Annotated in this window: 18 protein-coding genes; 6 read left to right on the top strand and 12 right to left on the bottom strand. The window is 44.1% G+C overall.

Features of this window, described 5'->3' with window-relative positions:
• Positions 1-6: 6 nt before the first annotated feature.
• The 4 genes from ACMXYV_RS12855 to ACMXYV_RS12840 are packed head-to-tail and all read left to right on the top strand — an operon-like array spanning position 7 to position 2,742.
• Positions 7-918, top strand: a complete 912-nt coding sequence (locus tag ACMXYV_RS12855) for a DUF692 domain-containing protein (protein WP_415888873.1) — start codon at positions 7-9, stop codon at positions 916-918.
• Complete coding sequence (locus ACMXYV_RS12850; RefSeq protein WP_415888872.1) at positions 908-1,675, top strand: putative DNA-binding domain-containing protein; 768 nt, start codon at positions 908-910, stop codon at positions 1,673-1,675. The genes ACMXYV_RS12855 and ACMXYV_RS12850 overlap by 11 nt, the downstream gene beginning before the upstream one ends.
• 41 nt (positions 1,676-1,716) lie before the next feature.
• Positions 1,717-2,199, top strand: coding sequence for a DoxX family protein (locus tag ACMXYV_RS12845; protein WP_415888871.1), 483 nt, complete (start codon positions 1,717-1,719; stop codon positions 2,197-2,199).
• A 30-nt stretch (positions 2,200-2,229) separates the two neighbouring features.
• Positions 2,230-2,742 carry an HPP family protein gene (locus ACMXYV_RS12840; RefSeq protein ID WP_415888870.1) on the top strand — a complete coding sequence of 171 codons (513 nt, stop codon included), beginning with the start codon at positions 2,230-2,232 and terminating at the stop codon, positions 2,740-2,742.
• Between the two features lie 3 nt (positions 2,743-2,745).
• Here ACMXYV_RS12840 and ACMXYV_RS12835 read toward each other — a convergent pair whose 3' ends face one another.
• From ACMXYV_RS12835 to ACMXYV_RS12795, 9 genes are all read right to left on the bottom strand, one after another.
• Positions 2,746-5,412: an EAL domain-containing protein gene (locus ACMXYV_RS12835; RefSeq protein ID WP_415888869.1), complete on the bottom strand. Its 2,667-nt coding sequence runs from the start codon at positions 5,410-5,412 to the stop codon at positions 2,746-2,748.
• Between the two features lie 399 nt (positions 5,413-5,811).
• A complete protein-coding gene (locus tag ACMXYV_RS12830) occupies positions 5,812-6,867 on the bottom strand; it encodes a DUF3549 family protein (protein WP_415888868.1) in 1,056 nt (351 codons plus the stop codon).
• A gap of 102 nt (positions 6,868-6,969) precedes the next feature.
• Positions 6,970-8,151, bottom strand: coding sequence for a diguanylate cyclase domain-containing protein (locus ACMXYV_RS12825; protein WP_415888867.1), 1,182 nt, complete (start codon positions 8,149-8,151; stop codon positions 6,970-6,972).
• Positions 8,152-8,540: 389 nt separating this feature from the next.
• Complete coding sequence (locus ACMXYV_RS12820; RefSeq protein WP_415888866.1) at positions 8,541-8,780, bottom strand: hypothetical protein; 240 nt, start codon at positions 8,778-8,780, stop codon at positions 8,541-8,543.
• Positions 8,777-11,914, bottom strand: a complete 3,138-nt coding sequence (locus tag ACMXYV_RS12815) for an efflux RND transporter permease subunit (RefSeq protein WP_415888865.1) — start codon at positions 11,912-11,914, stop codon at positions 8,777-8,779. The genes ACMXYV_RS12820 and ACMXYV_RS12815 overlap by 4 nt, the downstream gene beginning before the upstream one ends.
• A 3-nt stretch (positions 11,915-11,917) precedes the next feature.
• Positions 11,918-13,006: an efflux RND transporter periplasmic adaptor subunit gene (locus tag ACMXYV_RS12810; protein ID WP_415888864.1), complete on the bottom strand. Its 1,089-nt coding sequence runs from the start codon at positions 13,004-13,006 to the stop codon at positions 11,918-11,920.
• A 192-nt stretch (positions 13,007-13,198) separates the two neighbouring features.
• Complete coding sequence (locus ACMXYV_RS12805) at positions 13,199-14,479, bottom strand: TolC family outer membrane protein (protein WP_415888863.1); 1,281 nt, start codon at positions 14,477-14,479, stop codon at positions 13,199-13,201.
• A 14-nt stretch (positions 14,480-14,493) separates the two neighbouring features.
• Positions 14,494-17,544, bottom strand: coding sequence for an efflux RND transporter permease subunit (locus ACMXYV_RS12800; RefSeq protein WP_415888862.1), 3,051 nt, complete (start codon positions 17,542-17,544; stop codon positions 14,494-14,496).
• A 2-nt stretch (positions 17,545-17,546) separates the two neighbouring features.
• Positions 17,547-18,629: an efflux RND transporter periplasmic adaptor subunit gene (locus ACMXYV_RS12795; protein ID WP_415888861.1), complete on the bottom strand. Its 1,083-nt coding sequence runs from the start codon at positions 18,627-18,629 to the stop codon at positions 17,547-17,549.
• 154 nt (positions 18,630-18,783) lie between these two features.
• On the opposite strand from ACMXYV_RS12795, the gene ACMXYV_RS12790 reads away from it, so the two are divergent.
• Entirely contained in the window at positions 18,784-19,443 is a 660-nt protein-coding gene (locus tag ACMXYV_RS12790; RefSeq protein ID WP_415888860.1) for a LysE family translocator, read from the top strand.
• A 95-nt stretch (positions 19,444-19,538) separates the two neighbouring features.
• On the opposite strand, the gene ACMXYV_RS12785 is transcribed toward ACMXYV_RS12790, so the two are convergent.
• Positions 19,539-20,117: a TetR/AcrR family transcriptional regulator gene (locus ACMXYV_RS12785; RefSeq protein WP_415888859.1), complete on the bottom strand. Its 579-nt coding sequence runs from the start codon at positions 20,115-20,117 to the stop codon at positions 19,539-19,541.
• A 165-nt stretch (positions 20,118-20,282) separates the two neighbouring features.
• Between ACMXYV_RS12785 and ACMXYV_RS12780 the strand changes: the two genes are divergently transcribed.
• Positions 20,283-20,822, top strand: coding sequence for a carboxymuconolactone decarboxylase family protein (locus ACMXYV_RS12780; RefSeq protein ID WP_415888858.1), 540 nt, complete (start codon positions 20,283-20,285; stop codon positions 20,820-20,822).
• 57 nt (positions 20,823-20,879) lie between these two features.
• Here ACMXYV_RS12780 and ACMXYV_RS12775 read toward each other — a convergent pair whose 3' ends face one another.
• The gene (locus tag ACMXYV_RS12775; protein ID WP_415888857.1) at positions 20,880-21,395 is read right to left on the bottom strand and encodes a disulfide bond formation protein B; all 516 of its coding nucleotides are present in this window, start codon (positions 21,393-21,395) and stop codon (positions 20,880-20,882) included.
• 151 nt (positions 21,396-21,546) lie between these two features.
• Positions 21,547-22,734, bottom strand: coding sequence for a pyridoxal phosphate-dependent aminotransferase (locus ACMXYV_RS12770; protein ID WP_415888856.1), 1,188 nt, complete (start codon positions 22,732-22,734; stop codon positions 21,547-21,549).
• Between the last annotated feature and the right edge of the window lie 160 nt (positions 22,735-22,894).

Below are 22,894 nucleotides of genomic sequence, written 5' to 3'. Positions count from 1 at the left end.
AAGAAGATGTCCAGTTTAAGCACAGCTAATAAAAGCGATGAACGAGGTTTATCAAAGATTGGCGTCGGGTTGCGTCATCCTCACTATAAAGAGGCGTTACTAGGGACATCTTCCATTGATTTTGTGGAGATACATGCGGAGAACTTCTTTGCTGAAGGTGGAATGTTACCTGAGTTGTTGAGTGATATAGCCCTTCAATATCCAATCAGCCTGCATTCTACTTCCATGGGCTTAGGTTCTGCCGTGGGTATCAACGGAGATTATCTGCAACGTTTAAAGCAACTGTCACAGCAGATTAACCCCATATTGATCTCTGACCACGCTTGCTTCACTTGGAGCAATATCAATGGGAAATCTGTGCACGCTGGGGATCTTCTACCTCTTGAATTTACTCAACAGAGCTTGCAGGTAATGGTTGATAACGTGAATCAGGTCCAGCAGTTATTGGGACGTCAGATTCTTGTTGAGAACTTGTCTGCTTATGTGGAATTTAATTTTTCGGATATGAGGGAAACCGAATTTCTTGCTGAACTGGTAGATAAAACGGGATGTGGCTTACTGGTGGATCTTAACAATTTACTGGTTAATGCGCGCAACTTTAGTGATCAAAAGCCATTATCTGTAGCCCGAAAGTGGTTACGAGAAATTCCTTCTGATGCTGTGGGCGAAATCCATCTGGCAGGTTTCACCAAAGTCAAAGAGGGGGAATTGATTATTGATGATCACAGTCAGCCAGTATCACCTGAATGTTGGTTGCTCTATCGCGATGCTATTGCCTTGTTTGGTGCAGTCACCACCTTAATCGAATGGGATAACAATTTGCCGTCTTGGAGCACACTGCTTGATCAAGCTGCAAAAGCGAGATCTATCTCCACGGAAGTTCACTATGACACTGGGAGGCTCTCTTATGCTGTCTGATTCTACATTGCTTGTGCGTCGTCAAGCCGCATTGATGACCTTAATTTTTTCCAAAGATGAAAGCGATACAGCGACTGATCGCATCAGTCAGGGGTTAAAAATTTATCAGAATAATCTTCTGATGACTGCGGCAAGAGCGATCTCCTTGAAGTATCCAGTGCTGGAGAAAATGGTGGGTAATGAGACGATTATCGCTATTACCGATCAGCTACTAAAACGGGAGTTGCCAGATACGGGTGATTGGGCGGATTGGGGTGGCATGTTTGCCATGCTTATCGCCGAGAGCCCTTTGGCTGAAGATCATGCTTATCTGTCTGAGGTCGCCCGCTTGGAATGGTTTGTACATCAGGCCTCGATAGGAAAGGTTACGCATTTAGAAGTGGAGACACTTTCTAATTTATCTGAAAGCGATTTGGACACTGTCTCACTTCATCTATCGCCCACTTTACAGGTGATGGAAAGCCATTTTCCTGTGTATGAATTATGGAATTTACATCAGGTACCAGAGGGCTCTGAGGTCGATGAGGGTGAGCTTTATCGCTTGCTGGTGGGAAATACGGCTCCTCACTATTCAATGGTATTTCAACAGGATTATCACGCGCGTATTAAAACGCTAACGGTTCAGGAATATGCGTGGTTTAAAGATGTTCTGGCAGGCATGAGTGTTGAGCGCTTATTAGGTAAGCACCAAGAAATTGATTTTGTTAGCTGGATTGAACAGGCGATAAACCAGCAGTGGTTGGTTGCCATCAAGTAAATCGAGATTCAGTTATTAAAGGTTTTATAGAGGGTCGAGAGATGATTTCTATCGTTAGTAAGTTTTATAAAGGTTATTTAGCTGGGGAAAGTAAATTGGCTAAAACCCATGATCTTGTGTCGTTAATTGCTCGTGTTTACGTAGCACAGGTGTTTTTTAATGCCGGTCTGACAAAAATTCAGGATTGGGATACAACGTTATTTCTATTTGAAGAAGAGTATCAGGTTCCATTTTTACCTTTTGAGCTGGCGGCTTATTTAGGTACTTTAGGCGAGCTTATCTTACCTGTTTTGCTAGTCACTGGTATTTTGACGCGCTTTTCTGCTGTGGGTTTATTTTTTGTGAATGTAGTTGCTGTAATGAGTTTGGTAGAAATTGCACCAGCAGCATTGTATCTACATTACATCTGGGGGCTCGTGCTTGCGCAAATCATTATCTACGGGGGTGGTGTGCTTTCTGTAGATCATGTTTCCAATAAATTTCTTCTTAACCGCCATAAGGTTGAGATGGAGCCTAGCCTATAGGCTTTATTTATAGGTACTTGCAAAGAGGAAGTGACTGAACAATCAGTCACTTCTTTGTTGAATAATCTCACTCATTTTGAGGTTAATATGAAGCAGATCACTACATCTATCGTTGCTGGCTTTGGCGCTGCTGTTGCCATAGGTTTGCTAGCCTTTCTTGAAACCTCATTTAAAGAGATTGCGTTTTTGATGGCGCCTTTTGGGGCAACTGCTGTGCTGGTATTTGGGGTGCCGAATAGCCCTTTAGCCCAGCCGAAAAATGTGATTTTAGGGCACTTGATTACTGCCTTTATCGGTATTTTCTTTAGCCAGCTTTTTGACGTTAACCCGCTAACTCTGGCCATTGCTACAGGACTTGGTGTCAGTGCAATGTTGTTGAGTAAAACAACGCATCCGCCGGCGGGTGCTAATCCAATCTTAATTATGTTATCCAGTCAGGGCTGGGCCTTTCTGGTAACACCAGTTTTGATTGGCTCGATTATGATTGTACTGGTGGGGAAGGTTTTTCAGCAGACGCAGACAAGATTGCAGCCTGCTGAATAATGACTAACTACAAGGTTGTTTGACTTGTTTAGTTAGCATGGTTTCAAAAACATCGGGTGTGACCGGTTTACTAAAATAGTAGCCTTGGGCCATATCGCAGTTTTTATTCTGTAGTAAACTCATCTGTTCTTGAGTTTCTACCCCTTCAGCAATAACTCTTAAACCAAGGCCGTGAGCCATATCTATGGTGGCGTAAACTAGCTCTAAATCAGCTGGATCGACAGAAATATCACTGATAAAACTGCGGTCGATCTTGAGGGTTTCAAATGGATAACTTCTCAAATAACTGAGGGAGGAATATCCAGTACCGAAATCATCCATGGATATGCTGACGCCTTGCTCATTGAGTTTTGCAATCGCTTCATCAATATCTGCGTGCTGTGCCATTAACACGCCTTCTGTTATCTCGAGCTCTAGGTTAGGGCCGAGAATTTGATGTGTTGTCATCTGTTCAGTGATGTAGTCGATCAATTGTGGATCTCTAAACTGACGCGGCGATAGGTTGATGGCAATATGGAATTGCGGCAGCAGTGTTTTGATCCAGTGACTGCTCTGATGCATTGCTTCCTTAAGTACAAACTTACCGATGTTTACGATTAAGCCTGTGTTTTCAGCAACGGGAATAAATTCAGAAGGCGGTATATTGCCTAATGTTGGAGAGTTCCAACGTAACAACGCTTCTGCACCGACAATTTGTTGTGTTTTTAAGTCGATTACGGGCTGATACAGGACATGTAGCTCTTTATTATGGAGTGCATTGTGTAATTGCTCTTCTAATAGCAAGCGGCGTTCAGCACCTATGTTCATCTCTTCTGTGAAGTAGTGGTAGCTATTACGACCTTGAGCTTTGGAGTGATACATTGCCGAATCGGCATTACGTAGAAGTTCTGCAGGATCCGTACCGTCACTCGGGTAAACGGAAATCCCGACACTCATGGTTAGCATGATCTCTCGGCCATCCACATGTAGTGCTTTACGGAATTGGGAAACTAGATTTTGCGCAATAGGCTGTGCTTGTTCTGCACTCTCTAAATGGTTGAGTAACACTATAAATTCATCGCCACCCAAACGGCCTACGGTGTCGGTATCTCGGACTGATTGCTCTAAACGCTTTGCTGCTTCAATAAGAATCTTATCACCAGTAGCATGCCCTAGCGTGTCGTTGACCTTTTTGAAGTCGTCCATATCGAGGAAGAGGACAGCAACAGAGTGTTTCTTTCTTCTTGCTTCTAAGAGCATGGTTTCCAAACGGTTAAGAGAAAGGAAGCGGTTAGGGAGGTTAGTTAAGCTATCAAAGTGCGCTTGGTGAAGAATCTTCTCTTCTTGCGCTTTCTGTTGGGTAATATCCTGTTTTACCGCTAAGTAATATTTAGTTTTGCCTTCGGAATCATAAACCGGCGCAATATGTGCTAGTTCCCAGAATATTTCGCCATTTTTACGTTGGTTTTGGAATTCGCCACGCCATGATTTTCCTTGCACTAAGTGTTGCCAGAGCTCAGCGTAGCGACCTATCGGTGTGCGACCTGACTTTAATATTCTGGAGTTTTGGCCAAGAATCTCTTCTTTATCGTACCCAGTGACCTTTTCAAAAGTCGAGTTCACGTACTCTATCTCACCATCCAATGTGGTGATCACAACAGAGACAGGGCTCTGCTCTATAGCTTGAGACAGAGTCAGGATATGTTCTTGGGCCTTGCGCTCTTCAGTAATATCTCGACTAATACCTACTAAGCCTTGTAGTTGGCCATCTGTATCCCAGAAGGGCATTTTAAGGGTGTTTAAGAGTATCCGCTCGCCCGATTGATTGTCACTCCACTGTTCCTGACTATCAGAAGCTAGGTGTTCGATAACGTTTTGTTCTTCGTGCTCGTTTTTAACTGCTTGAGCTTCTATAAATAGTGCATGGTCTGTTCTACCAATAATTTCTACTTCGCTTTTACCGGTGAAATCTTGGAAGGCGGTATTACAGCCGAGGTATTTACCTTGCGTATCCTTTATAAAAATATGATCTGGCAAAGCATCAATAAGGCCTTTGAGTAGGCCACGTTCACGGTTGAGGTTTTGGCGGCTGATCAATACTTCTCGTTCTGCGTCTCGTCGGTCCTGTTGCCTTCGAAGAATTAGGCCAAGTAGCATCGTGCCAATGGGGTAGAACGTCAAAATGGTTGGTGCAATTGCGGAGATGATCTTGAAGCGTAAATCAGCAGGCATGAACAGAATTAAACCTAGTACAACGACTTGTACTACTAGGCCTAACAGATATAAACGCCACCAGTTCAAGGGTTGTTGATATTTGTCACTTAGATAGCGCCAAGATAAGCCTATAGCGGCTGAGAAGATAATAACGGCTGAGCCAACATAAATACCTGCACCTCCTTGATAGATTCGGAGGCTTACTGCCATTACAACTGCGATGCAGGTAGGAACAATTCCAAAAAACAGACCGCATAAGCTGATTAATACCCAACGGGCATCAAAAAACACACCTGGTTCTAGTTCCCAGGGGGTCAGCATTACCGCCATAGCAAGCAGACCGACTAAGATGCCAGAAACACTGTCTCGAAGTAAATGATGTCGAATGTTTTGCAGGCCAAGCGAGTCATATACGATTCCCATTGCGAGCAGTAGGGCAACGTTATTGATTAGGCCTGTAAAACTAGAAGTGTCCATGAATACTAATGTTCTCTTAATACCTGATGACTAAAAAGCAAGGCTATTTAAAATAGCTGGCCTAAAACCATACAAAAAACATGTAAATAAGAATAATCATATAAATAATAAAGTGTTAGGGTGAAGATCAATAAAATGATTATCCATTCAATCCTGACGACTAAAAAACCTGATTGGTCTAGTTACAGGCTATCTAGGTCTTGTATTCCCACTCGAGCACACATGATTTTTAACTCATAGTTACATTTTCGAAGTGGTTGTAATTTCAGTATAGAAAGGAAATCAGACTCTGCAGACTGAATTACGGATAGCTTTATGAAAAATAAAGAAAAATATCAGGAAGGTGAAAGGCGGCTGGAGCACCTTAGGCGAATACAGGTCATGCCAGCCGTGAGGAAATTACTTAAAGTTAGCACCAAACATTTCACCAATCGCTTGGCTAAGCGCTTCGCTACGCTGTTCGTTACGGAATTGCATCAGGATCAGTGCACGTAGCGCTGGCATAAACATCAAGTCAGATAACACCCTAGAGAATCCTGCTTGGCCAGCGCTACCTATTGCGAGTTTTTCTAAGAATAGGTGCAGCGTTGCCGGTTCTTGAAGTGTTTCATGACAGCGAGTTGCAATTGAGACAATTACTTCCGCTTCTAGGGCATAATCACTCTGCAAGATCTTATTAATGATCTCTTGTTTTCTCGGTGTATTGCGTGCATTTGAGATACCACGAGTAATGGCCGCAATATGATTGGCGCTCGCTGTTCCGCGCTCTAATGTTTGTTCTGCACGTAAGCTTAATGCTTCAAATAGCTGGTGGTCCGGTTCGATGCTTTCTATGCAGGTGCATAGCACTTCGAATGGTACATCGGGTAGAAGTGGGACGGCTTTGGTTAACAATTTGCTGTTTTTATTTTTCTCATGGCGAACAACCAGATCTGCGATTCCTTGATAACCTAGAGATTGCCAGTTATCAAAACCGATTTGACCTGCAAAATACTGTTCTGCATGTTCATAGTATTGCGAAGCAGGTTCGCTTGATGCCAGCGTAGAATAGGCATGGAACAGTGCCATTTTTTCCTGATCGGGTTTAAAAGAGAACGGATTATCTTTCAAAGCATCCTCTGGCATTTCACCCGTCTTCTCATGTTGCAAAATGCCACCGGCATTTTTAAGTAAACGGCTAAGTAGATCATCACGCACTGCTTGGATTAGAAAGCCTTGCTCATCTAAAGGCAACTTTAGAAACCAAGCCGCGCCTTGTTCTTTATTCTTTGGATTCCAGATCATCAGTGCTATCCATGCGTGTTGCAAATACGGATAGGGATAGGGTGTCTGTTGGTTCTCTATCTTTTCAAATTGTTCAGTCGAGAGTTTTTGTACACGACGGCCCATATCGAAAAAACGGACCTGACCGCCACTCTGGCGAAGAAGTTGAGATAGTGAAGATATATCAGACATGATGGGCACCTTAAGAATCAGGCCCGCAATTTTAGCAGTTCTGGAGGGGGTATCAATATAGACCAGAAGTGCTCATTCTTTCGTTAGAGGTAATGTTGAGGATTAGATAATGTAAAACTGATTTTTACCCATTTTCTTAGCTTGGTACATTGCTTTATCCGCCAAGGTAATCGCTTCCTCTGCATTTATATCTTCTAAAGCGTAGATATATAGGCCGATGCTGGCAGACAAGTTCGCGGTACGTTCTCCTACCGGGAGGTCTTCACTAACAATTCCTAAGATCTTTTGAATCACTGCGATGGCTTGGGTCGAGGATTCAATTTCAGACAGAATTAGCAAAAATTCATCCCCACCTAATCGACCTAACATGTCCGAGCCGCGGATTACTTTGGATATGCGATTAGATATGTCCTGCAAACATTGATCGCCGGTATCATGGCCGTAGGTATCGTTAATCGGTTTAAAATCATCCAAATCAATAAAGATAATGGCGGCTTTATGTTGTTTGCGTTTAGCCGCAGCGAGCACAATATCAAGCTGGTGGAGTAAAAATCTGCGGTTGGGAAGTCCAGTTAAGTTGTCGTGGCAAGCTAGATGATGAAGCTCTTGATTGGCAATTCGGATCAGTTTGTTTTGTTTGGCGGTAGTGACCATGACATAAACGGCAAATAAGAAGCCACCTAGTATGATCAATACCATTCGGGTGATCAGTTCAGATAGCAAATTTTCCATCTTGTGCGCTGAATCTTGCCAGATCTCTTCATTTTGAGCTTGTTGTAAGCTAATAAATCGATCTAGTAGCCCTGCTATGGTGGTCTTATCTTTCAGTACTTTACCTAGCTCTGATCGAAAATCTTGTACGCGGTTATTGGTAAGTAGTTCCGAGAAGGTCCGTAATTCAGGCGCTCTACTGGCGGCTTCTTTATCCAGTTTTGCAATGATGATCTGCTCAGGGCGATTTAAGTCAGTGTTCAATAAAGTTAAACGTGATTTATGGTATTCACTCCCCTGACTATAAAAAGTATTGAACAGTTTTTTTCGCTCTTCTGGCGTTTCGAGCAAGGTCATCTGCCAAAGCAAGATGGCTCTTTCTCTGACGGCTGCGCGCATTGCCATGGCTGCGCGTAGTTGAATGTCGTTATTACTGCTGGCAGTGGTTAATTCAGCGCGTAAATTGGCATATTGTTGGTAGGAAAAAACGGAAGTGTAGATAAACGCTAGAAAGATAGCGCTGAAGCCAATCAGATAGAAAAAAAATCTAAAGCCTGATTCTCGCTGTTCCATGTCCTTTCGCCAGTCATGTGGTGAATAACATTTAACAGTCTAGTTGATTTTAATTTATTCGGGATTGAGTGACAGAAATAGAGATTGGGTGAGTAAGCGGAGCATACTCACCTAAGGAACCTGCGAATAAGTCTCATACTTTCTCAGTGGGCTATAAAACGGCCAGATACGCGAAAGTCAGCGCAGTGAAATGTCTAGACCTTTTCAAGCTGGCTGACAAAGTAGATGGTCGTTTTAGAACCCACCCTCTGGGGCTTCCAGAGCAAATGAATCACTTCGTTAATGATTTTCGCCAGGCAACCAGCATGCCTGTAATCATTGCCTCGTGCTTCAATTGCTCTGAAAGCCTGAGTCGTATGGGACTTGTTCGCAGGTTCCCTAATCATTGTTTATTGTTTGCATTCACCCGCGACAACAAAGCTGACCTCAGGCTTCGCACAAGCAGAACAGCTGTTGGAATAGGTTTTAGCTGTACTGTCTGAGTGATATCCACATGCCGGAGTGTAATCCATCGTACACATTTGTGGACGCGGTTCTTCACAAACCAAAGCGCCTTCTGGCAAAGATGGTTTGGATTGACAGCCTGCTAACATCAGCGCTGCAAAGCCCATCAAAAATAATCTTTTCATACTGAATCTCCTGATTGGGCATTGTCTGAAGCAGACTTTCCTTTAACTTTTTCACGTAGGGTTTGCATTGCAACGAATAGGGCAGGAATAAAAAATATGCCGATGACAGTCGCTAGAAGCATACCGCCAAACACAACAAAACCTATGGATATACGGCTAGCTGCACCTGCGCCAGAAGCCGTTAGCAATGGCATTACACCTAGGATAAAGGAGAACGCGGTCATCAATACAGCACGATAGCGCAAGTTAGCGGCTTCATTGGCTGCATCAATAATACTTTTACCCTCTTCCCGCAATTGCTTCGCAAATTCTACAATCAGGATAGCTGACTTACTTGCTAGACCAATCAGCATAACCATGCCGATTTGGGCATAAAGGTTGTTGGTCAAACCCGGGATCAGCCATAGCGGCAGAATCGCACCTAAAATTGCGACAGTAATAGATAGCATTACCGCAACCGGAATGGTCCAGCTTTCATATTGAGCTACTAAGAAGAGGTAAGCGAATAGGATAGCTAGCGAGATGATAATGATTACAAAACCGCCAGCTTCTTGTTCTTGCTGAGTACTACCTGTCCACTCAAGAACATAACCGTCAGGCAACGTCTCTTTAGCTAGTTGTTCCATTAACTTAATACCGTCGCCTGTAGCCATGCCGGGAGCAAGTGTAGCGGTGATTGCTGCGGAGCGTGATTGGTTATAACGTGTTAATGATTGTGGGCCCAGTACTGGTTTTACTTCGACAAGAGCGCTGATCGGCACTAAATGGCCTTGGTTACTCTTAACATTAAGGCTATTTAGATCGTCAACATTGTCACGGAATTCAGAATCCGCTTGCAGCATAACGCGATAGTTACGCCCGAAAATATTGAAATCGTTTACATACTGAGTACCTAGCTGGGATTGTAACGTGCTAAATAGATCACTCATCGAAACGCCTAAAGAGAGCGCTTTATCACGATCTACCACCAGCTCCAGTTGTGGGACATTAGCAGAGTAGGTGGAGTATACACGATCAAACTCAGTTTTCTGGTTTGCTGCGAAGATGAGTGAATTCGTTGCACGAGCAAGTTCCTGAGGTGATCCATTTTTCAGATCCAACAGGATTGCCTCTAGACCTGCCGCATTACCCAAACCAGGAATCGGTGGAGTAGGGAAAGCCATAATATTAGCGCCTGGAATCGCCGCTAGTTTCTGATTGAGCTCTCTTAAAATTTTGTACCAAGCCATTTCTGGTGCAGTACGCTCATCCCAGTGGGAAAGCACTGGAATTGCTAGCGCAGCATTTGGTGCTGCACCGCCTAAGATACTAAAGCCTTTAATGCCGATACGGTTTTCTACACCCGGTTGTTCCTCAAGGATTTTGTCAATCTGGGCCACTATTTCGTCGGTACGGTTGAGTGACGCACCATCAGGAAGTTGGACGTTAACAAAGAAGGCGCCGTTATCTTCATAAGGTAAGAAGCTGGTCGGGGTTGTGGTGAACATATGGTAGACGCCCCCGCCCATAGCTGCCATCAAACCCATGCTTAACAGCAAGCGTTTGTTCAAAAAGTTAACTTTGTTCACATAGCCTCTACGGGTCCAGTCTATTAGCTGATCGAACTTTTTGAATACTCCGGTCGGTTCTGTTGCTGGTTTTAACAGCAGTGAGCAGAGCGCAGGGGAGAGAGTCAGTGCATTTAGTGACGAGAAACACACAGCAACAGAGATGGTTACCGCAAACTCAGTATATAACTTACCGGTAATGCCCGGCATAAAGGCAACCGGAACAAATACAGCTAAGAGTACAAGGGTAGTCGCAATGACCGGCCCGATTACCTCTTTCATTGAGACCGCAGTCGCATCTTTAGCTGATAAACCTTCCTGCATATGGCGTTTGACGTTTTCAACTACAACGATCGCATCATCAACCACGATACCTATCGCCAAAATTAAGGCGAACAGAGAGATGGTATTAATGCTAAAACCAAGTACTGAAAGCACGGCAAAGGTGGCAATCAACGATACTGGAATTGTGGCTGAGGGTATAAGTGTTGCGCGCCAATCGGCCAAGAATAGGAAGGTAACCAGTACTACCAGACCAAAGGTAATAAATAGAGTCTCGACTACCTCTTGTAGTGATGCTTTTACTGAAAGCGTAGTGTCATAGAGAACGACGTATTCCATATCATCAGGGAAGCGTTCACTCAGGCGTTCCAGTTCAGCATACACATTGTCTGCCACATCAAGCGCGTTTGCACCAGGGCTTTGATAGATCGCAACAGTGGCTGCTGGGTTGCCATTCATAATTGAGGACGCACTGTAGCTTTGTGAACCTAGTTCTACTCTCGCTACATCACGAAGGCGAACAGAGGCGCCATTCTCTCCTGTGCGAAGGATGATGTTTTCAAACTCTTCAACAGATTCTAAGCGGCCTTTAGCACGCAGGTTATATTGAAACTGCTGATTTTGCGTAAGGGGCGGTTGACCAATAATGCCTACAGATGCTTGGATATTCTGTTGTGAGATGGCATTGCTAATATCTTTAGGCGAGAGTCCTAATGCCTTCAGGCGGTTAGGGTCTAACCACACTCGCATACCGTAATCCATCGGACTAAACTGTGATGCCGAGCCAACACCATTAATTCGCGCCAAAGCATCTTGCACATACAGAGTGGCGTAGTTACTTAAGAACAGCTCGTCGTAAGTATTTTCAGGAGAGTAGAGGTTAATTACTAGCAACATGTTGGTTGCTTGCTTCTTAGTAGTTACTCCTTGTCGAACTACTTCTTGAGGTAAAGAAGCTTCAGCTAAAGCTACGCGGTTTTGTACATTGATTGCCGCTTGGTCTGGGTCTGTACCTACAGCAAACGTTATATCTAGCGTGTAACTACCATCGTTGGCTGAGGTGGAAGACATATAGAGCATATTGTCCACGCCATTAACTTGGGCTTCTATCGGGGTCGCTACTGCTTGTTCCACCACTTCTGCGTTAGCGCCAGGGTATTTAGCCTTTACTTGTACCTTTGGCGGTGTGATATCAGGGAATTGAGCTACGGGGAGACCGTAGATCGCTAAAGCACCTGCAATCATCAGCACAATGGAGATGACCAGAGCAAACTTAGGCCGATTGATAAAGAAGATCGAGAACATGGCTTACTCCGCTACAGCATTAACTTGAATGCCTGGTTTAACCTTTTGTAGTCCTTCGGTGATGATTAGATCATCTTCATCAAGGCCTTTAAGTACTTGCCATTGACCTTCAACTTGCGGTCCCATTTCTACGCGAGTAACTGTTACTTTATTTTGTTGATCTACTTCGAGTACAAAGTAACCATCACGGTCACGTTGTACGGCAGATTGCGGTATTTGGATACCCGTTTCTGGTTGTTTACGTTTAATTTCTACGTGAACAAATTCACCTGGCAATAACAGGTATTTAGGGTTTTCGAAGCTCGCACGTAGTGTGATTGTGTCAGTATTAGGATCAACCTCTGGGGAGATAAAATCGAACTGACCTTGTTGTTCGTACACACTGCCATCGGACAATATTAGACGAGGTGCAACGGGGGGATTATCTAAGTCGATCCCTTTACGGCGTGCGTCTAGCATCAGTTTTTCACTGACTGCCATTTCGACATAGACTTCATCGATCTTTACGACTGTAGCTAGCACACCACTTTCAGGGCTGATCAGATCGCCCACTGAAAAGTTCGCTTTACCGATACGACCACTAAACGGAGCTTTAATCTCGGTATAACTCAAGTTTAGTTCTGCTTTTTTTAATCCTGCTTCTGCTTTTAAAACTTGCGCACGGGATTGATCTCGGTCTGCTACAGCCTGATCGAACTGGGATTGCGAAGCCGCCTTACGTTTACGGAGTTGGCTTACTCGATTGAGATTAGTTTGCGCGTTTTTTAATCCAGCTCTTGCAGAGGCGAGATCTGCTTCTGCTTGTTTCAGCGCGATTTCATAGTTCGCTTTTTCTACTTTAAAAAGCACTTGATCGGCTTCAACATCACGACCTTCAGTAAATAGGCGACCTTCCAGAAAGCCAGAAACACGTGCTAAGAGGTTAACGCGTTGAGTTGCCTCAATCCGTCCAACCAGTTTAAAGGTTGGGGTCAAATCTGAAGTTTGAACCTTGTGCACTAATACGGCAGGTAAAAGTTTCTCGTTGGCATTAGCGTTCAGTGAAGTGGTAGCCAAAGCAGTTAGAAGAGTGGCTAAAATGATCTGTTTCAAAACAAGCTCCTTGGAGAAACGTTAACCCTAGGTACAAATCGGATTAAATTAGATGCGCTTTAATTAGATAGCAGCTTTTGATGAATATAACTAACTATTATCTATAAATACTGAATAGATTAAATACCTACTTACCTATACATCGTCTTAACGAATAACGGGTGCCTAAGCACCCGTTATTGTCAAAGCTGCTTACTGCAGCCAGCTATCGAGTTCGTTTATATCTTCAGGGTTTAGCGTGCCTAGCTGCTGCTTGAAGGTAATGAGGTTCTGTACAAAGTCGAAACGGGCATTGGCGTAATCGCGTTGCGCTGCATAAAGCTGCTGCTCAGCTTGCAGTACATCTACTACGTTACGCGTACCTACTTTGTAACCCTCTTCAGTCGCTTCTAACGCTGTTTTGCTGGATTTAATGCTCTGGTTCAGTGCTTGAACGCTTAAAGCGCCAGTACGTAAATTACGTAATAGGCTTCGAGTCGTTTGAGTCACTTCGCGAAGGGTATCTTCACGGTTAAACTGATTTTCTATTAAGCGTTGTTCTAGTTCTCGACTACGTGAGCTTACTGAACCGCCGGAATAGATCGGAACCGAAAGCGACAAGCCGATAGAAGAGGTATCAGTACTGTCGTCACTGATAGCAGTACCATTATCGTAATCATAATTAGCTGTCAGGCTTAGTGTTGGATAGTGTCCGGCACGACCCGCTTTCGCAGCTTGGCGTGCAGCTTCTGATACGCGATCTGCAAGTTGAAGGGCCAAGTTACCTTTCCAAGCTTTTTCTAACCAAGGCTGAGCTTGGACAGGAACGGGCTCTTCAATTGGGTATTCTTCAGACAATTGACCAACGGTATCAAACCCTTGGCCTGTTAGGCGTTCTAAGGCTTCGTAACTATTTTCCAAATCACCTTCAGCGGCAATACGTGCGACGCGAGCATTGTCGTATGAAGCCTGTGCTTCTTGTACATCTGTATTGGCGATTAGGCCGACATCATATTGAGCGTTTACCTGATCCAAGCGACGTTTGATAGCGCGCTCTTGAGCTTCAGATGTTTGTAGGTCGCTTTTCGCCCTTAGAACACCAAGGTAAGCTTCTACAGTACGGTTGATCAGTGTTTGTTGTTCCAGTTCAAACTGCAGTGCGGCTTGTTCTGAGATCACTTGGCCCTGTTTAAAGGTAAACCAAGCAGCCGCATTAAATACCGGTTGGCTAAGGGATAAGGTATAGCCGTGGTTGTTATAATCAGCTGTATCGGAATCAATCGTTGTTGTGTTGGCGCTCAAGTTCACATTCGGCAATAAGCTAGAGCGGTTTTGGATTTCGATCTCTTTGCCAGCGTTAAATGAAGCTTGCGCTGCTTTTAACTGTGGATCATTAGCCAAAGCGAGTTGGTAGATATCTGCTAATTCACCTGCAGAAACGCTGCTGACAGCTAGAGAAAGGCATGAAACCTGAAAAAGCTGCTTTATATTCATAAACTTAAATATCCTTAAACTTGTTCTGGCTGAACTTCCTTGAAAGTTCGCTTACCTAAGTAACTATATACGGTCGGAATAACAAAAAGGGTCAATAACGTGCCGAATGTCATTCCACCAACAATAACCCAGCCGATCTGATGACGTGATTCAGCACCTGCGCCCATAGCAATTGCCAAAGGTACCGCACCTAATACTGTTGCACCCGTGGTCATCAGTATAGGGCGTAAACGCAAAGATGCCGCTTCTATTATCGCGCTACGCAGATCTCGCCCTTGATCTTGAAGCTGATTTGCAAACTCTACGATCAGAATACCATGTTTGGTTACCAGTCCAACAAGGGTAATCAAACCTATTTGGCTGTATACGCTGAGAGAACCTCCGCTGAAATGTAGCGCAAACAGTGCACCAAACACGGCAGGTGGAACCGATAGCATAATAATCATCGGATTTTTAAAGCTTTCAAACTGAGCAGCCAGTACCAGGAATACGACAATCAATGCCAGTGCAAACGTAACCTGCATGCTGCTGCTAGATTTCTTGAACTCTCGCGAAGGTCCTGTGTAATCATAGGTCGCCTGCGGCGCGATCTCTTGCAGACTTTGTTCAAGGAAGTTCAGCGCTTCACCTAAGCTGTAGCCAGGAGCTAGTTGGGTTTGTATCTTAACTGCTTTAACTTTATCAAAATGGTTAAGTTCACGTGGCGCAACGGTTTCACGTAGTTCAACAAGGTTGGAGAACTGAACCATTTCGCCGTTTTGATTGCGCATGTATAGATCGGTTAGGTCGCTTGGATCACGGCGCTGTTGATCATCAACTTTTACGATAACTTCGTACTGTTCACCTGCACGTTTAAAGCGAGTTACTTCACGGCCTGCCATGTAACTTTCTAGCGTTCGACCCAGATCAGCAACATCTACAGACATTTCGGACAACTTATCGCGTTTCACATCGATCTGGAATTCCGGTTTATTCAGCTTTAGGTCGGAATCAGGTTGGGCAAAGCCTTTATTGCTATAGATCTTTGCCATTAGCTGATCGGTGATCACTTTGAGGTCATCATAAGTGCCATTGGTCTTAACAATGAATTCTACAGGACGCGAGATAAAGCTCTGACCCAGAGAAGGCAAGTTTAGAGAGAAACTCATAATGCCCGGGATACCACCATAGAGCTTTGGCGTTTGCTCTTGGCCAATTGCTTGCTGTTTACGATCACGATCTTCCCAGCGTTCTAAGCCTTGGAACACCATCGCATTTGTTTCAGATGGGAAACCGACCACGGCAAAATAACGCACTGTTTCTGGGGTTTGGCTGATTGTCGATTCGATTTGGCGCGTATAGCGATCAATATAATCAACGGATGCGCCATCAGGAGCGATGGCAAAGTTTAGAATCGTGCCTCTATCTTCATAAGGTGCTAGTTCCTGAGGCAGCTGAGTATAAAAGTAAGCTGCGCCACCAAAACTCGCCGCCATAATGACAATTGCGAGTAGACGAGAGCTCAGTAGTTTATTCAGTAATGCCTGATACTGATTGGTAATGCCTTGAAGAAAGCTTTCAATTAGATTAAAAATCGCGCTGTGTCGCGTTTCATGTTTTAACAATCTGGACGACATCATTGGCGATAGGGTTAAAGCTACAAAGGTTGAAACTACCACCGCGCCTGCAAGCGTCAGCGCGAACTCTGTAAATAGCTTGCCTGTTCGCCCTTCAGAAAAGGCAACAGGTGCAAATACAGCTACCAACACCACTGTTGTTGCTAATACTGCGAAGCCGATCTCTTTCGCGCCTTTAAAGGCTGCTTGTATCGGCGTTTCACCTGCTTCAACATGTCGATAGATGTTTTCCAGCATCACGATTGCATCATCCACAACCAATCCTATCGCTAATACCAGTGCGAGTAGGGTCAATGTGTTAATACTGAAATCCATCCAGTACATCATCGCAAATGCACCCACTAATGAGAGGGGGATAGTAACGACCGGAATCAGGGTTGCACGGATATTACGTAGGAAGAAAAACAGTACTAGAACAACCAAAATACCCGCTTGGATCAACGTGGTATATACCGATTGAATGGACTCATCGATAAAGATCGAGGAGTCATAAGCAACCTCTACATTCATGCCTTGTGGCAATGTCGGGCGTAGTTTTTCTAATTTGTCACGGATGCCAGAAGATACATCCAGAGGATTTGCTGTGGACTGTTTTACTACGCCCAATGCAACTGCGCTCTCACCTTTATAGCGGGTGATACGTCTTACGTTTTCGGGGGCGATTTCAACCCGTGCTACATCTTGAATTCGAACAGGGTAGCCATCTTCATTACGAATAATCAGTTGTTTAAAGGCTTCTATATCGTTAACGTCTGTTCTGGCAAGTAGGGTGAACTCTCGCTCTTTACTTTCGATACGGCCGGCAGGAATTTCTATGTTTTGACGGCTTAGCGTTTCTTCAATATCTCGGGGGATAACTTTATACGCAGCCATACGTGCAGGATCTAGCCAGATACGCATCGCGTATTTTCGCTCACCAAAGATCATGACATTAGCTACACCTGAGACGGTTTGTAGCTGATCTTTTACCTGCTGATCGGCGATATCCGATACTTCCATAATGTTATGGCGGTCAGAGTTGAAGGCAAGCCAGATAATAGGTTGGGCATCGGCTTCGGTTTTCGCAACTACCGGTGGATCAACATCATCAGGAAGTTGGCCGATTACGCGACTTACGCGATCTCGAACATCAGCTGCGGCAGAATCAGGATCGCGATCGATTTTGAAAGTGATACTAATCTGTGAATTTTCTGTTCGGCTAATCGAGTTCATGAAGTCGATACCCTCAATACCGGAGAGGGAGTCTTCTATGATCTGAGTAACCTGCGTTTCGATAATCGATGCACTTGCGCCGGGGTAGGTGGTTTCAACCGTAATTACCGGTAGATCGATTTTAGGGTACTCTCGAACGGTTAATCGATCGTAAGCAAGTAGCCCTACTAGTAGGACTAGTATGCTCATTACCGTTGCTAATACGGGGCGTTTAATACTGATTTCAGACAGAATCATAATTACTTATCCTGTCCTTCAGTTTTACTTTCTTGAGGCTGTGATTCTTCTTGGGTTGGTTCAGTTTTAGCTGGCTGAGTGCCATCGGTAAAGATCGGTGTTACAGGCATACCTGGGAACAATTTAATTTGCCCCGCAGTAATCAAAACTGAACCTTCTTCAAGGCCAGATATGATTTGCACAATACCCGGGCGGCGTTGTCCCAAAGTCACTGGAGCCATCGCCACGTTACCTTCTTGAACTGTCATCACGAAAAAGCCGCCATCTTTAGGAATGATGGCTTGCTCAGGGATAACCACAGTTGTTTGTTGGTCAACTAGTAGATCTACTTGCGCAAAAAGGCCTGGACGTAATATGCCTTCATTATTTGGGATTTGCGCACGCACCTGAATGTTGTGGGCGCTACTGTCAGAGCTTGGAGACACCGCGTATACCTCACCGGCGATTTGTTCGCCCGGTAAAGCATCGACTTTGATGTTAAGTTGACGACCCGGTTGTAGCTCGGATAGATAAATCTCAGGCACACGGAAATCTAACTTCATTGTGCTTAAATCAGTCAGTTCGACTAGATCTTCACCCTGATTGACATAATCACCAGGGCTTACCAAACGCAAGCCTGTAAAACCGGTAAAGGGAGCGTTTAAGGTCATTTTATCTAAACGCGCTTGCGCTAAGGCTTCTTGCGCTTGGTCGACACGCAGTTGGGCTAAACTGCTGTCACGTTCTTGTACAGAGCCTACTTTCTTCTTCAACAAACTTCGAGCACGGTCATAATCTGTTCGGCTTAATTGGACACGTGCTTGTGCCTCTTTTAGCTCAGCCACATAGATAGAGCTATCTAGCTTGAATAGTGGGGTTCCTTGCTCTACTTGTTGGCCTTCTTTAAAAAGAATCTTTTCTATACGACCGCCTTGTTCTGGACGAAGCATAATAGATTCGTTGGCTTGCAGAGTACCAATGGCAGAGATCTTCTTATCCAATGTTTGAGTTTTGACGGTCACTACCTCAGCAGGCATACCCTGAGCGTTGACTTGAAAAGCAGCCACACAAAGCATAAATACAGCCAGATAATTTTTCTTAAACATAGGAAGTCCGATCTTAGTCTTTAGAAGTAGGGAAAGCCTATTCTAAAGATCTGTTTTCAGTTAACAATGTAATAATGTGTAAAGAATTGAAAAGTAAAAAATTCGAGTTTGCTGATGTACCGTGTTTATTTGTTTTTAATATCTATGAGCGCGTATGATCCAGACCAAGCTAATCAGATTTAATTGGTATCGTGAAATGGTCTCACTCGAGTTTTTCATCACCTCTCTTATCGTAGTACTTATTCCCGGAACAGGTGTTTTATACACTGTGGCTACCGGGTTATTTATAGGTAAACGTGCAAGCTTATTTGCGGCGTTTGGTTGTACGATCGGCATTGTGCCATCGCTTTTAGCAAGTGTTTTAGGATTAGCAGCAATCTTTCATGCTAGTGCTATGGCCTTTCAGATCGTTAAGTTTGTTGGTGTTGCATATCTCTTGTATCTAGCGTGGTCGATGTGGCGCTCTTCGTCCTCTCTTGCATTAGATCAGAAAGAGGAAGGTACCAAATATAGTGTTATTGCTATGAAAGGTTTTTTAATCAATATCTTAAATCCTAAATTGTCGATCTTCTTTCTCGCCTTTCTACCACAGTTTGTTTCACCTGAAGTTAGCTCGCCATTGATGAATATGTTTGTGTTGGGCCTTATCTTTATGCTGATGACCTTTGCGGTTTTTGTGATTTATGGCTTTTTGGCAGGGCGCTTTAGCGAATTTGTTGTAGGGTCTGAAAAAATTAGCCAGATGATGCAAAAGCTGTTTGCAGGTAGCTTTGCTCTGTTAGGGATGAAATTGGCGTTCAGTGAAAGGAGCTAACAGTTCGTTAGTTAAGCACTCAGCTTATTTAAACCTTGAGTGCTTAGCGGCTTCTTGCATTACTTTTAGTGACAATATTGCGTGGCTAGGGGTGTTCAGTTCAAACAGCTAAATGCATCTTCGATCAGATCTTTTATTTCAGCCTGATTATTCACCCTTGAGTAAGAACGAACTCCGATCAGCTGCATCTGTAAAAAGCGCGCAAGGCGGTTAGCATCTTGCTGATTTTCTAATTCCCCTTGCTGCTGTGCTTGAAGTAGCAAGCTAGCAAACGCATTTTCCATTACTTTCATCAATTTACGAGCTTCTTCGAGGAGTTCAGTATTTTCGGAATTGAGCTCAGAGATGGTTTTTACCAGCATGCACATCTCGTTTGGACGATTCTGATTGCAATCTAGTGCTGAAGTAAAAATAAACTCTTTCAGGGCTACAAGGGGAGATGAGTGACCCACTTTGAAGCCTTCTAATCGCTCCAGCATGGTGTTGGTATAGAAGTTTAGCGTCTCTTTGAATATACCTTCTTTACTGCCAAAGCAAGCGTAAATACTACCGGGGCGCATATCTATACACTCTTGGATATTACGCATTGAGGTAGCATGGAATCCTTTTTCCCAAAATAGATCCGTAGCCTTCTGAATCACCTGTTCACGATCATATTTGACGGTATTAACCATAGAAATTTAACTTTTTGAACATTTGTTCATATTTTATCTTGAACAAGTGTTCAGTTCTAGTTATGGTTTCAAATGTGAACAGTTGTTCAAATATGGCTGGCTTGATCTGTTTTTGTGGGGAAAGCGTTCTAGCGAAGGCTAAATCGATTAGTAAATGGAGATATGATGAGTAAATTCAAATTACATACTATGGAATCAGCCCCTCAAGGGACTAAAGCACTGTTTGAAAACTCGTTGAAAAATTTTGGCATGATTCCAAACCTGCATGCCGTGTTAGGTGAAGAGCCTGTTGTGCTGGAAGCCTATCAGCAGTTGCATACCTTGTTCCAGCAAACAGACTTTAATGCAGCTGAGCTAACCGTAGTTTGGCAGACAATTAATGTTGAACACGGCTGCGAGTATTGTGTGCCAGCGCATAGCTTGATTGCTGACATGATGAAAGTGGATCCAGCTGTAAATGAGGCGCTAAGGAACAAAACAGCATTACCTACTCAAAAGTTACAAGTATTGCATGACACAACATTGACTATTGTTCGTGAGAGGGGGCGTATATCTGATGAGCAGCTTGATGCTTTCTTCTCAGCTGGTTATGAGCAAAAGCATCTACTTGGGATAATTTTGGGATTGTCGCAAAAGGTGATGAGTAACTATGTAAATTACATAGCACAGACTCCTCTAGACGAAAAATTTCAAGCTTATGCCTAGCTACCAATAAAAAAGGCGAGCACTATTTTCGTGTTCGCCTTTTTAGTAGTTATTAAGTTAGCTAGATTGTCTTGATCTAAACTGCAGTGCGAAGAAAGCGGCGGCTGTTACTGCCAACAGTGCAGAAAATACCATTAAGCCTTCTGCCATAGTGATGCCGAACAGTAGTTCAGGGGTATATCCGCAAGGTTCCCAAGGAGCAAAAACTGATGGGATCCATTGATCAAGCGCAAACCAGTTAGGCAGACCACTGTCCATGCTGCAGCTATCCACAATCCAGTTGCGTTCCACTGCTAGGGTTTTCCATGAGCGTTCTACGAGTCCAATACCGACAACGAGTGTTAGCAAGTGACTTAGTCTACTCAGGCATCCATGCTTACGCGTAAAAAGGCCGAATATAGCAACGATAATCAGAGCGAAAAGCCAGATGCGAATATGGATGCACAAGACACAAGGATAGTAGTCCAAAGCGTATTGATAATAGAGGGCTACTGCCTCCATGCTGACGCCGATGAAAATTAAGCTTAGCCAGAAAAAAGCAGAACGGCTAAGGCAAGTTAATTTGTCCAACATTAACGAGTCTCCAAAACAGTGAACAAATATCTGAGTCACTTAAGATGATAAGGTTCCTGTTCATGTTAAGAAAAGTACAGATATCAATAAATTTTCATTGGGCAGAAAAAAACCGAGCGCTGAGGCTCGGTTTTTCTTATCCAGAATTTGCTTAAGCTTCTAGTGCTTTACTGATACGACCCAATGCGTCTTCTAGCACTTCCATGCTAGTTGCGAAAGATAGGCGCATATTACCTGGCGCACCAAATGCAGAACCGGGTACAAGCGCAACGCCCGCTTCGTTTAGAAGGAACTCAGCCAATTCGATATCGTTAGCAAAACGATCATCGTTATCGATCACTTCTTGGAAGCTTGGGAACGCATAGAACGTGCCATCAGCAGGGATGCAGCTAACACCGTTGATGCTGTTTAGTGTGTTAACAACATATTCGTGGCGTGCTTTAAATGCTACAACCATCTCAGCTACACAATCTTGAGAGCCTTCAAGTGCTGCTTGCGCTGCAACTTGTGCAATCGAAGTTGGGTTAGACGTACTCTGCGATTGGATCTTCTTCATTGCGCCAATCAATGCAAGCGGGCCAGCTGCATAGCCGATACGCCAGCCTGTCATAGAGTAAGCTTTGGATACACCGTTGAGTACGATTGTACGCTCGTACAGTTCTGGGCAAGCGTTAAGGATGTTTACGAATGGCTCATCGTTAAAACGGATGTGCTCATACATATCATCAGTCGCAACCAGTACTTGCGGGTGTTTAAGTAGCACTTTAGCCAGCGCTTTCAGTTCCTCCAGTGTGTAAGCAACACCTGTTGGGTTTGAAGGGCTGTTAAGTACAACTAAGCGTGTCTTATCTGTAATTGCTGCTTCTAGTTGCTCAGCAGTCATCTTGAAGCGTTGTTCCTGAGTTGTCGTTACGATCACAGGGACAGCGTCCGCCATTTTTACCATGTCTGGGTAAGATACCCAGTAAGGTGCTGGTACGATGACTTCGTCACCTTCATTTAGCAGGGCTAAAGATAGGTTAAAGAAGCTTTGCTTGCCGCCACAAGAAACAAGAATTTGGTTAGCTGCATATTCAAGACTGTTATCGTTCTTGAATTTGTTAATAATGGCTGTCTTTAATGCCGGTGTACCATCTACAGCGGTGTATTTTGTGAAACCTTCATTCAACGCCTGGATGGCAGCCTGTTTGATATGATCCGGAGTATCAAAATCGGGCTCGCCAGCGCCCAGGCCAATAATGTTCTTACCTGCCGCGCGCAGTTCAGCTGCACGGTTAGTAACCGCCAGCGTTGGAGAAGGTTTGATGTTGTTGACGCGGTCTGAAAGTTGAACGTTCAAGCCTAAGTTCCTCGATAAGAATATCTGCAGTGCAGATACCGACATTAATCAGCAGAAATCCCGCTTTAAGTATTGTGTTAGCAGGGAGTTTCCAAACCCGCACATGATACAGCAAACAATAGCCCGCATGAATCCTGTTTGAGCGAAAAAATACCTTTTC

The sequence above is a fragment of the Neptuniibacter sp. SY11_33 genome (genome assembly GCF_047778025.1).
GTDB lineage: Bacteria > Pseudomonadota > Gammaproteobacteria > Pseudomonadales > Balneatricaceae > Neptuniibacter.
Note: the sequence above shows the minus strand (reverse complement) of the source record. Positions and strands in the feature narration are given on the sequence as shown.

What these genes read in the sequence shown, in the direction of transcription:
- ACMXYV_RS12835 (WP_415888869.1), bottom strand. Translation starts at nt 5,412, where the DNA reads ATGGACACTTCTAGTTTTACAGGCCTAATCAATAACGTTGCCCTACTG.
- ACMXYV_RS12855 (WP_415888873.1), top strand. Translation starts at nt 7, where the DNA reads ATGTCCAGTTTAAGCACAGCTAATAAAAGCGATGAACGAGGTTTATCA.
- ACMXYV_RS12790 (WP_415888860.1), top strand. Translation starts at nt 18,784, where the DNA reads ATGATCCAGACCAAGCTAATCAGATTTAATTGGTATCGTGAAATGGTC.
- ACMXYV_RS12785 (WP_415888859.1), bottom strand. Translation starts at nt 20,117, where the DNA reads ATGGTTAATACCGTCAAATATGATCGTGAACAGGTGATTCAGAAGGCT.
- ACMXYV_RS12800 (WP_415888862.1), bottom strand. Translation starts at nt 17,544, where the DNA reads ATGATTCTGTCTGAAATCAGTATTAAACGCCCCGTATTAGCAACGGTA.
- ACMXYV_RS12775 (WP_415888857.1), bottom strand. Translation starts at nt 21,395, where the DNA reads ATGTTGGACAAATTAACTTGCCTTAGCCGTTCTGCTTTTTTCTGGCTA.
- ACMXYV_RS12820 (WP_415888866.1), bottom strand. Translation starts at nt 8,780, where the DNA reads ATGAAAAGATTATTTTTGATGGGCTTTGCAGCGCTGATGTTAGCAGGC.
- ACMXYV_RS12795 (WP_415888861.1), bottom strand. Translation starts at nt 18,629, where the DNA reads ATGTTTAAGAAAAATTATCTGGCTGTATTTATGCTTTGTGTGGCTGCT.
- ACMXYV_RS12780 (WP_415888858.1), top strand. Translation starts at nt 20,283, where the DNA reads ATGAGTAAATTCAAATTACATACTATGGAATCAGCCCCTCAAGGGACT.
- ACMXYV_RS12830 (WP_415888868.1), bottom strand. Translation starts at nt 6,867, where the DNA reads ATGTCTGATATATCTTCACTATCTCAACTTCTTCGCCAGAGTGGCGGT.
- ACMXYV_RS12825 (WP_415888867.1), bottom strand. Translation starts at nt 8,151, where the DNA reads ATGGAACAGCGAGAATCAGGCTTTAGATTTTTTTTCTATCTGATTGGC.
- ACMXYV_RS12815 (WP_415888865.1), bottom strand. Translation starts at nt 11,914, where the DNA reads ATGTTCTCGATCTTCTTTATCAATCGGCCTAAGTTTGCTCTGGTCATC.
- ACMXYV_RS12805 (WP_415888863.1), bottom strand. Translation starts at nt 14,479, where the DNA reads ATGAATATAAAGCAGCTTTTTCAGGTTTCATGCCTTTCTCTAGCTGTC.
- ACMXYV_RS12850 (WP_415888872.1), top strand. Translation starts at nt 908, where the DNA reads ATGCTGTCTGATTCTACATTGCTTGTGCGTCGTCAAGCCGCATTGATG.
- ACMXYV_RS12845 (WP_415888871.1), top strand. Translation starts at nt 1,717, where the DNA reads ATGATTTCTATCGTTAGTAAGTTTTATAAAGGTTATTTAGCTGGGGAA.